This window comes from Acidovorax cavernicola, assembly GCF_003581445.1.
The window spans coordinates 62,641-74,897 of sequence record NZ_QXMN01000020.1; the positions used below are offsets into that span (position 1 = coordinate 62,641).

The 12,257-nt window shown below is 62.8% G+C and carries 6 protein-coding genes; all 6 read left to right on the plus strand.

What is annotated here, in order from left to right; genetic code table 11:
- Positions 1 to 32 precede the first annotated feature (32 nt).
- The gene (locus D3H34_RS16815) at positions 33 to 2,876 is read left to right on the plus strand and encodes a type VI secretion system Vgr family protein (RefSeq protein ID WP_119554965.1); all 2,844 of its coding nucleotides are present in this window, start codon (positions 33 to 35) and stop codon (positions 2,874 to 2,876) included.
- A complete protein-coding gene (locus D3H34_RS16820) occupies positions 2,873 to 3,796 on the plus strand; it encodes a DUF4123 domain-containing protein (RefSeq protein WP_119554967.1) in 924 nt (307 codons plus the stop codon). Before D3H34_RS16815 ends, D3H34_RS16820 begins: the two co-directional genes overlap by 4 nt.
- The gene (locus D3H34_RS16825; RefSeq protein ID WP_119554969.1) at positions 3,793 to 6,642 is read left to right on the plus strand and encodes a T6SS effector BTH_I2691 family protein; all 2,850 of its coding nucleotides are present in this window, start codon (positions 3,793 to 3,795) and stop codon (positions 6,640 to 6,642) included. Before D3H34_RS16820 ends, D3H34_RS16825 begins: the two co-directional genes overlap by 4 nt.
- Positions 6,643 to 6,686: 44 nt before the next feature.
- Positions 6,687 to 7,514, plus strand: coding sequence for a hypothetical protein (locus D3H34_RS34000; RefSeq protein WP_147400457.1), 828 nt, complete (start codon positions 6,687 to 6,689; stop codon positions 7,512 to 7,514).
- A gap of 145 nt (positions 7,515 to 7,659) precedes the next feature.
- Positions 7,660 to 10,611 carry a type VI secretion system Vgr family protein gene (locus D3H34_RS16830; RefSeq protein ID WP_167481226.1) on the plus strand — a complete coding sequence of 984 codons (2,952 nt, stop codon included), beginning with the start codon at positions 7,660 to 7,662 and terminating at the stop codon, positions 10,609 to 10,611.
- Positions 10,608 to 12,239 carry a hypothetical protein gene (locus D3H34_RS16835; protein WP_119554986.1) on the plus strand — a complete coding sequence of 544 codons (1,632 nt, stop codon included), beginning with the start codon at positions 10,608 to 10,610 and terminating at the stop codon, positions 12,237 to 12,239. The genes D3H34_RS16830 and D3H34_RS16835 overlap by 4 nt, the downstream gene beginning before the upstream one ends.
- Positions 12,240 to 12,257: the final 18 nt, after the last annotated feature.

Here is a 12,257-nt window from a genome sequence, read left to right on the forward strand (position 1 = left end):
CATCGGCGCGTGTCCACGGGAGAACCAGAACAATGACGACGACCCTCACATCGGCTTCGCTCGGCGGGCTCCTGCGCGCGGGCACCACACAGCGCGAGCGCCTGCTGGTGCTGCACACACCGCTGGGCGAGAACAAGCTGCTGGCCGAGCGCCTGGAAGGCGTGGAGTGCATCGACGACGGCGGCTTTCGCTTCGAACTCACCGCACTGAGCGACGACGCGCACATCGAACTCAAGACCCTCATCGGCCAGGGCGTGCGCCTGGACCTGCAGACCGCGCAAAGCCGCACCGAGCTGCGCCCCTTCCACGGCCATGTGAGCCAGGCCGAGTGCGTGGCCAGCAACGGCGGCATGGCGCGCTACCGGCTCGTCATCGAACCCTGGATGGCCTTCCTGCGCTACCGCCAGGACAGCTGCCTGTTCCAGCACCAGAGCGTGTTCGACATCGTCGATGCCGTGTTCGGGCGCTACCAGGGCCAAGGGCAACTCGCGCCGCAATGGCGCTGGGAGATCGCCCAGCGCGACATCTACCCCGTGCGCGGCATCACCACCCAGTACCAGGAGAGCGACTTCGACTTCGTCGCGCGCCTGCTCGCCGAGGAAGGCCTGTACTACTGGTTCGAACATGCCACGGGCAAGGAAGGGGCACTCGGTAGCCACACCCTCGTCATCGCCGACCACGCCGGCGCCTTCCGCGCCAACGCACAAGCCACCATCCGCTTTCACCGCGCCGATGCCAGCGAGCGCGAAGACACCATCCAGCAGTGGCGCGGCCACCGCCAGCTGCACACCAACAGCCTGGCGCAGCAAAGCTGGGACTACAAGAGCGTGAGCGCGCGCCCCGTGCAACAGCAAAGCCGCGCCGCCGGCCAGCGCACGTTGCACTGGAGCGACGACCCCGGCGCCTATGGCTGGGAGACCTCCGCGCAGGGCGAGCGCCTGCTGGCCAACGCCCTGCAGGCCCTGGAGCTGCGCAACAAGCGCTTCGAAGGCCGCAGCGCCGTGCGCACCCTGGCGCCCGCCACCACCTTCACCCTGAGCGGACACGACCAGCACGACAAGGACAGCGAGCAGGACCGCCGCTTCGCCGTGCTCTCTGTGCGCCACATTGCGCGCAACAACTTCGACGAAGACCTGAAGGCCGGCATCGGCGAGCGACTGGGCCTACCCGACATCGCCACTGTGTTCGATGCGGAAGCTCGCAGCGGCAATGCCGACGCGAAAGCAGACACCGTCACCCACTACCGCAACGAGTTCACCACCGTGCGCGCGGCCATTTCCTACCGCCCCCTGAGCCTGGACGGCCACGGCCAGCGCATCCACCCCAAGCCCAGCGTGCACGGCAGCCAGAGCGCCATCGTCATCGGCGTGGGTGGCGCCGATGCACCCGTGCACACCGAGCGCGACCACCGCATCAAGGTGCAGTTCCACTGGCAGCGCGGCAGTGCGTCCAGCGCACGCCAGTCGCGCACCGACGGCCAGGACAACGCCCCCGCTTCCGATCGCCTGGGCGCCTGGGTGCGCGTGGCCGCCAGCGCCGCCGGCGACAACTGGGGCCACATGAGCCTGCCGCGCGTGGGCCAGGAAGTGCTGGTCGAGTTCCACCACGGCGACATCGACCGCCCCGTGGTCGTCGCCGCGCTGTACAACGGCGCCGGCCAGGTCGACGCCCCCCACAACCAGAAGTCGGCGGGCGCCGCCCAATCCACCGGCAATGCGCCCGCGTGGTTCGCCGGCGAAGGCAAGGGCGCCAAGGAGCAGGCCCACAACGCCGTCTTCAGCGGCATCAAGACCCAGGAACTGAGCGCCAGCCAGAGCGGCGACGGCGGCTACAACCAGCTCGTCTTCGACGACACCCCGGGCCAGGGCAGCACCAGCCTGGCCACCACCCAGGCCAGCAGCAGGCTGCACCTGGGCCACCACAAGCAGCAGGACGACAACGCGCGCGGCACCGGCCGCGGCCACGGCGCCGAGCTGGCCACCACCGCGCAAGGCGCCATCCGCGCCGGCGCCGGATTGCTCGTGAGCGCCTATGCCCAGCCGAACGCCAAGGGCGCGTTCATGGCCAGCCGCGAGGCGCAGCAGCAGACGAAGCAGGCCGAAGAGCTCGCCACTTCATTGGCCCAGAGTGCGCAGACGCAGAAGGCGCAGATTCAGGGGGAAGGTGCTCCTGGCGAACTGCCGGCGATCGCAGCGTTGAAGCATGTGGCTGAAGTGTTGGAGGCGAAGCAGGAAGGCGGTGCAGCCAGCACGGGCAATGGATCAGGCGGAGACATCAAAGCCACCGAAGGCGGCCACGGCAGCGTCACCGCGTACAGCGAGCCGCACCTGCAGTTCAGCGCGCCGATGGGCATCGGCTTCGTCACGCCCAGGGAAGTGATCGCCGTGAGCGGCCAGCACACCGCCATCGTCGCTAGCCAGGACATAGATGTACCCGCGCAGGGCCAGATCGCACTGAGCGTGGCCAAGGGCGTGAGCCTGTACACGCTGGGTGCGAAGGCAGGAGAAGGCAGCGAGCCCAACCAGGAGCGCGGCATCGCGCTGCATGCGGCCAGCGGCAAGGTGAGCGTGCAGAGCCAGACCGGCCCAACGAAGATCGCGGCGGACAAGAAGGTGACGATCGCCAGCACGGTCAAGGACGTGGCCGTGGAAGCGCCCAAGCACGTGCTGCTGACCAGCGCCGGGGCGTACGTCAAGCTGGAGGGCTCGAGCATCAAGATCCATGCGCCGGGGAAGGTGACGTTCAGGGGGATGCATAACTTTGTGGGGCCAATGGGGGACAAAGCGACCAACAGCGTGGGCAAGGCGGAACTCGAAGGGTGCGCATTGCGCATGAGCGCCGCATCGGCAGGTGGCGGTGCCGTCGTTGCACGATGAACATGGCCAGTGATTTGTCCGTTGATGCGCTGCGCCGTCTGTCGGAACGGTTGTTCTCGCTTGGCAAGGGCCATGGCCATGTCCTTGCCCTGATCGATCGCTTCAATCCCGTCCCGGAGGAGATCGCCGCTTCAATACAAGAAGCCCCGCTTGGTGACGAGGAACAGTCCGCGTTGCACGACCCGATCTTTGGGGAAGCCGGGCAACTGGCCCCGCAACTGCTGCGTTTGACGGTGCAGCACATGGCACTTTTAGACGTATTGGCGGGTGCCGCCGTGCGGGCTGCGATGGATCCGGAGCAGCCTGAGGCTTGCATGTGCGGATTTCTCGTGGCGCCGGCACAGCCTGTTGGGCGTGTAGCTGCGCACCTCAGTCGTCAATTCGATCCAGTGACGCACGACGGGCGCAAGATATTCCTGCGGTTTCATGACCCGCGCGTTCTTCCCCGGCTGTGGGATGTGTTGGACGCCGAGCAGCAAGGCAACCTGCTCGGCCCTATCGCTCGGTGGATTCTGGTCCGCAGGGATGGAGAGATCGCGGAATTGCAGGCATCGGGCGCGAAGGTTGACGGCCGACGTGTTCGCCTCTCGCTTACAGAACGCGTACTGAACGATGCACTTCGTATTGAAGCGCTGAACCTTTCCCTCCGGTCGCTCCGCATGGGGGGGCATGTGGTCCCTCTCGGTGATGACGACAAGATCGTTCGTGCAATCGCGCAAGCTCAAGACTTGGGGTTGGTCACGATCGAAGATTTGGCCGCCTACGCGGCGTTGGCTTGGCTGTGGCCGGAAGGGCCCGAGGCCATGAAGGCTCACGGGCAGGTCATTGCGGGTGTCTCACTGGCACAGAAGGGCGTGCCATTTCGGGACTACGCCAGCGAGCGCCTCTTGCCGATCATTCCATCAGATTCGAAGCTATGACGACACCCAAGAAGGATTGCAAGTTTTGCGACAAGCAGGGCGTTTGGATCTATCCGTTGCGCTATGCCGTGGCAGTAGCCGCCAATCCGGCCAACCTGAATCCCATTCCGGGAGGGCTGCCGGCCTCACTTGGCCAGAACGTGACGGATATCGCATTGGGTGCCAATGCGAGGTATACCGCGCGTGTCGTCCGAGGTGGCTACATCTATGCCCTGATCGAGCGCAGTGGGGTCCGGTATTGGCAGGCCTATCTCGTGGTGGAAGACAGTCTCCTCTACCAGTTCGATCCCGAGAATCCACCCAAGCAACCTGTCGAGTTCAGCTGCGAGCGAACCAGTTGCGGTATCGGCGCCAGCGTGATCTCCATCGACAAGGTCACCGACGTTGCGGCTGTGTGGTTGATGTTTTCGCCCAGCCTCCTTACGAAGGCCAAGCTCGACGAATACAAGACGAATGCCGATGAGTATGCGGCCAAGGGCAAGATGCAGGTCTTCGACGTCAAGGCGTGGGCAACTGTGGGAACGATGCAAACGCACATGCTGACGCCCGCGCATCTCAAGACAGATGTCCCGGAGTTCATCCTGTATGCGCAGGGAAAGGAAGCACTGACGAGCCCCTTGGGGTTGGTCATGAAGGAACAGATGTTTCCTGCGATCAGCGCAGCATATGCAGGAACGCCTCCGAAACCAGATGGTGCAGAAAACGGCTACCTGGGTGTCCTGGCGCAGCGGCTTGCCGCGCAAAAGGCCATGGTTTGCGTGCTCTTCGATCACATCGGGATCGCACAAGAACTCAACGATTTCCGCAACGCGCCAATGGAGGGTGTGGAGCACTATCTCTCGATGGTCGACAAGTACGGCGCCAGCAATCTGCAGCGTTTGCAGGTGTATGAGGCCATCCGCGAGATTGAAAACGGGATGAAGACGGGGGTGGTCACCAGTACCCAGAAATTCCAGGATGACCACCGGCAGTGGAGTGACGGTCGGATGAATCAGCAGCTGGAGTTCGCCAAGCGCCTCCGTGCGGAAGGACGGGTCGAGGATGCGGTGGCCATCGAGAAAGACGTGGAAAGCAAACGCGCGGTGCGAGAGCTGAACTACAAGCAGCATCTCGAAGCTGCGCGAAGGGATGCCCAGGAAAAATGGGAGAAAGACTACGCAAATCGCCTCGATCTCGAGGAGATGTCGCTGTTTGACAGGACGCTCAAAAGGCACACGCAGGCGGCGTCCGATGCAGCCGTTGCGCGGGCAGGCGATCACCTGAAATGGTTCGAATCGGATCGCTTGGTGAGTGCATTCGACATGTTCGATCCAGCGAATTCACCGTCGGGCTACGACTTTGCCGTTCAATCGGCCATCTGTACCTTGGGGCTCTCCGGATGCAAGGTGGGCGAGGACAAGATTGATGCGTGGTTGAAAGCATCGTCAATCGAACGCAAGAACCTGTACTCGCGTGGGATCTACTACAACCAGGACACGTTGATCGCCGAAGTGGCGACTGCGAACCAGCAGATCAAGGAGGCTGTCGGTCAGGTCGACTATGCCTCGGCCTTGACGACGGCGGTCATGCTCAAGGCAACCAAGGGCTTGGTCGACGGTTTCAAAAAAATTGACTCCGCCTTTGATGAGTGGGCCCGAAATCAAACCCAGGGCGACACGTCGACCAAGGAGGGGTTCTCGAAGAAATGGGCCAAAGGCCTTGAGATTGTGCTTTACCACAAGGCCTCCGACATGACCCGTGCGGTGTTTCGAGCCGGCCTTGGCGGCGCTTTCGACAAAGTGTTGACTGCTGTCTTGAGCGGCCAGTTGTATGCGCGCTTGCGCGCGACCGTTGGAACGTTGGCCTACGAAGAGCTGATGCTGTCGCTCCCGAAGGAATCCCTCGCGGCGAACGCAAGAGCCCGGGCACATCGCCGTGCCGAAGGCAGAAGGGCCGACAAAGCCGCGGCAGGCGCGGCCAAGGTCGTGGGCCAAGTAGATGGCTCCTTGGAAGCCCTGGTGGCTGATGCGCAGGAGAAAGCCCGTGCCAAGGTGCAGCTTTCCCTGAAGGAGATTGAAGGCAACAAGAACCTGCCGACCAACAACTATCACCAAGCGCGTATTGGGGTGCTGCTGGGCTGCATCGAAATGATTGCCCTTGGCGAGAAGCTCACCCACTTTGAATGGGGAACAAAGGGCGCACTTGAGGTAGGTGGCTCCGTGATGGCGGTAGGAAGCATCGTGTTGGACACTTACTACTCAAGTGCCAAGTCGATCAGAGAAATAAAGCCGTACAGCTCTATCAGTGCCATCAAGGATGGAGCAGATATTGTGCGCGGCGGGTTCAAGTTTGGCGCAGCGTTTTTCGGATTTGGTGCGGGGCTTTGCAGTGCATACCTCGATTGGATGAAGTTCAAGGATGAACGAGACCATGTCATGAAAGCACTTTACGCTATTCGCTCCGGGACTGGCTTCATTAGTGCTGGATTAACGATTGTGGCAGGAGTTTCATACACCCAGCCAATTCTTGGGCGCATGGCCAAGGGCTATGCAGAGCATACGATTCGCTACCGATTTCTTGCCGCCGCTGGCAGGGCCGTAGGCGTGTTGGCTGCTCGTGTTCGATTGCTCGTATGGGTCGCCCGCATCAATCTTGTGGGATTGATTTTGACAGGAATTGAGATCGGTTATTTGCTGCTAAGGGACGACGATCTTCAAAACTGGTGTGAGAAGTGCGTCTTTAGAAAGGAAAAAACTTCACGGAACTGGCTAGGCCGCCAAGTGACGGGTGAGTACTTCCAAGAGGGCGCAGTACAAGAGTTGACCGAGCTTGAGAAGGCCGTACAGGCTATTGGTGCTGGAGGCTAACTGTGACCAAGAGAGATCAGAAGAACGATGACATCGAGTCAAGGATGATCCTCCTTGAGGGGGTTCTTCGTGAACTTCATCTTGGAGAAGGCCGCGAGAACTTATTGCAGAAAATTGACAACCACTATCGAGGGAAAAGCGCTCTTGCCGGGGCGGCCGTAGCGGCTGGGGATCTTTTCGGCCAAGCTGCAAATGCGGCCATGCTGGCGATGTACGACGGGGAGGCCACGCAGAATTTTGCGTGTCTTATTGACGGGCAAGTCGTTTGTGGCCAGTTCGCGGGAGCTCAGTTGTTGAAAGAGGGAAATTGCGTACGGATTGCGGCAGAGCGGAATGGCGATGTGATCGTGGCGCGCGGCATCTTGGATGAAAAGCAGGGGCTGGTCTGGGTTGAGCATTCTTGGGGAGGTGCTGCAGAGATGCTCGCAAATTGGAAAATTTCTCTATGGTGCTTCGGCCTTGCGTATGTGCCCTTGACGCTTTTGAGTTGGTTTCAGGGGGCGGGAAGTTGGAGTTTTTTGGAGTTCCAACTCTTTATCGTCGCGGCTCTCGTATTGCTTTGCGGTGGCCTCGCCCTTTGGGCGAATAAGGACATGCAAACACTTTCTGCTCCTTCAACAGAGGTTTTCCGCCTGCTCGGTTTTGCCTTGCCAGAGAGAGTGAATCTAAACAAATATCAGATCTCGCTTGTGGAGTCACGAAAGCGTATGAGGCTGATTTCTGCGAAGCGGAAGGCGTTGCGCGAAGGAACCTTCACGTTGCCACCAAAGGCCCCCATTTTGAACGTGTCATCCGAGCAACTCAGAAATACACACGACTACAAGCAAGCCATTGAGGATGGCAAGCTTTCAATGGCATCGACGGGGTCATGAGATTCGCGGCCCAGGAAGCCTGTTGCCCAAGGCCAAGAAGCCCGGTTGTGAAGTTGACTGGGTTCGACACAAGCAGCGACCGGCCCTGCCGGCACTGATACCAGGGAGGTGGATCACCATGTCATCAGGTACGTCAAACAGCGTCATGCAGACCTACGGCGCCACGCCATGGAAGCTCGAAGGCCTGAACGTCGCGCGGCTGTCGGAGCAGGCGCGGCTCATCAAGCTGCAGCTGCCCGCATCGGCACCGCAGAACGCGGTCGTCGTCGAGCGCTTCACCGGCACCGAAGGCATCAACGAACTCTTCGACTTCTCCATCGACACCCTCGCCACATCGAGCGAGTTCGATCCCTTCGCGCTGATCGGCGAAGAGCTGAGCCTGCGCCTGCTGCTGGCCAATGGCAGCTTTCGCACCTGGCACGGCTACCTCACGACGGTCGATGCGCTGGGAGGTGACGGTGGCCTGGCGCGCTACCGGCTGCACCTGCAACCGTGGCTCGCCGCGCTCGGCCTGCGCCGCGACAGCTTCGTGTACGCTGCCAAGAACGTGCAGGACATCGTCAGCGAGGTGTTCGCCGACCACACCACCGCCAGCTTCACTTTCGAAGTCACGCAAGAGATGCCTGTGCGGCCCACCTGCGTGCAGTACCGCGAGTCGGACCTGGCCTTCGTGCTGCGCCTGCTGGCCGAAGAAGGCCTGAGCTTTCGTTTCGAACATGAGCAGTCGACAGGGAGTGAGGGAGACGCAGGCTCTGCGAACAACAGCGCACCTTCGCACCACCGCCTGGTGATCTTCGACCGTGCGGCAACCCCGCCCGACTGCGCCTTGTCGCAGATCCGCTTCCACCGCGTCGACGCCACCGAATCGACCGACACCATCACCGCGTGGAGCAGCCGACGCCAGGTCGCCACCAATGCCGTCATGCGCAACGCGTGGGACGCCAGCATGCTGCAAGCCCCTACCGGCGCGGTGCAAAGCGCACTCGCCATGGGCGACGTGCCCGTGCTGGAGCACTACGACGGCGCCGGCGCCCAACGCTATGCCGACAGCGCCGCCGCCGCCCGACGTGCCGAGCAACAGCTGGTGGCGTTCGAGTCGCGCATCAAGCGCTACGGCGCGGCAGGCAGCGTGCGGCAACTCGGCGCGGGCGAGCGCTTCACGCTCACACAGCACGACCGCTACGAAGGCAACCAGTTCCTCGCACTGCGCGTGCGCCACGAAGCGGCCAACAACCTCGGCTCGCAGGCTGCGCAGGTGCTCGAGGCTGGCGAACTCGAGAAGGGCAGCTACCGCAACAGCTTCGAAGCCCAGCCGGCCGAGGCGCAGGTCGTGCCGCTGTGGCAGCCCAAGCCCACAGCGCCTGAGGCCATGGTCGCGCTCGTGGTCGGCGCAGATGACGACGAAGCCCCCACCGCCGTGCACACGCAGCGCGACCATCGCGTGCAGGTGCGTTTCCATTGGCAGGCCCAGCGTACGGCGCAGCAACAACAAGGACCGGGGCAAGGCCAAGGCCAAGGCAGCCTGGTGGCCGCCGGTCGCCATGCGAGCAACCGCCAGTCGGTCTGGTTGCGCGTGGCCGCCCCCGTGGCCGGCCCGAACTGGGGCGCGCACCACCTGCCGCGTGTGGGTTCCGAAGTGCTCGTGTCCTTCATCGAAGGCGACATCGATCGACCAGTCGTCGCCCAGCAGCTGTACAACGGCCAGGACCTGCCGCCCTGGTCGGCCGGCACCGATTCGTCGGCCAACCATGCGGGCGTGCTCTCAGGCTGGCACAGCCGCGCGCTCGATGGCAGCGGCTACAACCAGTGGATCGCCGACGACGCCCCCGGCCAGGTGCGCACCCGCCTGGCCAGCTCGCACGCGGCGAGCCAGTTGAACCTGGGTCACCTCAACGCCCAGTCGCCCGACGAGAGCAGCCGCGGCGCCTGGCGCGGCAGCGGCGCCGAGCTGCGCTCCGACGCCTGGGTCGCCACGCGCGCCGGCGAAGGCCTGCTGATCTCCACGTTGGCCCAGGAACGCGCGGCGGGCAGCGTGCAGGACACCACCAGCGTGCGCGGGCAGCTCGCGGGCGCGCTGCGCGAGGCGCAGAAGCTGTCTGATGCGGCCGGTGGCGCCAAGGCGCTGGCGTTGAATGCCACGGCGCTGCTGCAGCCGCTGATCGACGACATCGATCCGCAGAAGAACGGCCATTACCCGGGCAACGTCAACGGACAGGATGCGCGTGAGCCGAAGGGTGGGAACGGCGGCGATGGTGCAGGAGCGCGTGAAGGGCAAGACCCCGTGCCTGCCTTCGCGCGCCCACTCATGGTGCTCGATGCGGCCATGAGCCTGAACATGGCCACGCCTGCCAGCGCCACCGTGTTCGCGGGCGAGGCCATTCACTGGACCGCGCAAGCGCAGGCTCATCTGGCGGCGGGCAAGACCGTGGGTTTGGCGGCTGGCAAATCGGTGGGCCTGTACAGCCACGAAGGCGGCATCCAGGTCATTGCGCAAGAGGGGCCGGTGAGCGTGCAGGCGCACACCAACGAACTCGAATGGCTGGCCAAGGAAGGCTTCACGGTCACCAGCAGCAACGACGAGATCCATGTGCTGGCACAGCAGAAGATCACGCTCAAGGGGGGGCAGACGAGCATCGAGCTGGACGGGGCGAACATCACTTTGAAGATGCCGGCACTGCTGGATATCAAGGGGACGAGCAAGAGCTTTGTGGGGCCGAAGGGGAGCCCGGCGGAGTTGCCCTACCTGCCCGTCGGCGCACTGACGGAAACATCGCCTGACCTCGAACTGCACTACACCTACGACGACCTGACACCGGTGGTGCAGGCCACCTACAAGGTGACCTTCGATAGCGGTGCCGTGCTGCAAGGCATGCTCGATCAGGACGGCTACAAACTGCTGCGCGGGGTGCCCAAGGGCGGTTATCGCGTCGAATATGGGGAAGACGCGCGAGACTGGAAAGCGCCTCCGCTGACCAGGAACGATGCAGAGTTTCAAAAGCAGGACGTGAAGGACCAGGGCGTTGCCCTGATCGAAAAGGCGCTGGCCACAGAACCTCCGATCGGCGGCTGGACATCGGGAGAGGGAGAAAGCGCATGAGCGGAACGCGTGGCGAAATCGAGCGCTTCTTTCGTACGCTGCTGCTGGGCGACTTCGAGGAAGACCAGCACTTCGGTGCCCAGATCGTCGGCGGGCTGATCTCGCTGATTCCGATCCTCGACCAGGTGATGGATGCGCGCGACATCACGGGCACCCTGTTCAAGATCAATCAACGCGGAGGGTTCGACAAGGCCAGCTCGGATCAGCTGGTCAACCTGGGCTTTGCAGCGTTCGGCGCCATCCCTGAAGTGGGCAGTGCGTTCAAGACCGTTTTCAAGCCGCTGTGGAGAGAGCGTCGGGCCGTCAAGGGCGCGGTTCACAGCGGCCTGCAAGCCGTGGAAGGCCTGCTGGGATTGGGCAAGGGCGGCGCGATCAAATGGATACGAAAGGAGCTCCTCGGCAAGTGGGTGGCGCGCAGCAATGAGGCGATCCAGAAAGTCGATCTTGCGATGAACTCCTGCATCGAACTGCTCGAGTTCATTGCGACTGCGAGCGGCTGGAAAGACTGGATGATTCCCGACCCCGTGCAAAAGCTTGCCAGGGAACTGTTGCCCAGCCTGAAGAAGATGCGCGGCCAGATTCGGGCCCCGCTGCAGCGCGCCAGCAAGGAGATCTACGAATTCCTGGAAGACCTGCTGGGTGAGCAGGCCGCAGCCATCGTCATGGCGGCGGGGCAGCGCGCGGTGACCGCATCAGCCAATCCGGGCACGCGAGCCAGGGCCGGGCACAACGCGGCCGAGCTTCATCCGCGTGGCAAGGTGCCGCCGCGGCAGACAAAGCAGACTGTGGGGGGGCGCGCAGAGACTGATACCAGGAGGGGAGGTGGGCCGGTTCATACCGCGAAGCAGCTCTTGCGCAAGACGTTCAAGAATCTGGCCAGCCAGGAGAAGGGTCTGGTGGGCGAGCATATGGCCGATTACCACGAGGCGAAGCGGTTGCGCGGGAGTTGGCCGCACGACAAGCTCAAGGGGCAGTGGTCGCCCGCGACCGTCCGAAAGCTCAACGTAGACAAGAGGCCGGTCAATCTGCGGCTGATCGACCTCCCGAAGGTGAATCATGCGGGGCTGGATGCGGTATGGCAGCACGGCGCGAACTACACCGTGACCGAAGCCAAGGCCCGAGAGAGCATCGGGGCGGCCTACGGGCTAGGAAAGTTCCTCGTCAGCAAGGGCAAGATGCCCAAGGTCACAGGCCTGAGTCCCGATCATGAGCTGCTGCACTATCTGTTGAGCGACAGTCAAGATAAGCGAGGGGTGGAATTCAAGATGGTGCAGATGTCCAAGGAGTGGGTGACCGACAGAGCCCCTGCTGAAGGCCTTGATCGCGCAGCCGGGAATGCGATCAAGGCGTATGCGGCCGCGCGTCGTGTCGTGCTTATCACTTTCGAGTCAGAGGGGGCTCTCGACCACGCCGAAGCTCTGACGGACATCCATATGGGGAAGCCGGATGCTCAGGTTCATCCGCACACCCAGCACGGCATCACACGTGAGTGGGAGGCCACTGCAATTGACGCAGTGGTGAAGGCTCGTGAGCGTGCGCGGCAGGCCAAAACCGGGACATCGCAACGCGATGGAACTGCAGGCAACAAGCCCGCAAAACCCACCAAGCCCACCAAACCTCGCAAATGACGAGAAATATCGCCAACT

Bases quoted from the DNA above. Each gene is read 5' to 3' on its own strand.
- D3H34_RS16815 (WP_119554965.1), top strand. From the start codon at position 33: ATGACGACGACCCTCACATCGGCTTCGCTCGGCGGGCTCCTGCGCGCG.
- D3H34_RS16820 (WP_119554967.1), top strand. From the start codon at position 2,873: ATGAACATGGCCAGTGATTTGTCCGTTGATGCGCTGCGCCGTCTGTCG.
- D3H34_RS16825 (WP_119554969.1), top strand. From the start codon at position 3,793: ATGACGACACCCAAGAAGGATTGCAAGTTTTGCGACAAGCAGGGCGTT.
- D3H34_RS34000 (WP_147400457.1), top strand. From the start codon at position 6,687: ATGATCCTCCTTGAGGGGGTTCTTCGTGAACTTCATCTTGGAGAAGGC.
- D3H34_RS16830 (WP_167481226.1), top strand. From the start codon at position 7,660: ATGCAGACCTACGGCGCCACGCCATGGAAGCTCGAAGGCCTGAACGTC.
- D3H34_RS16835 (WP_119554986.1), top strand. From the start codon at position 10,608: ATGAGCGGAACGCGTGGCGAAATCGAGCGCTTCTTTCGTACGCTGCTG.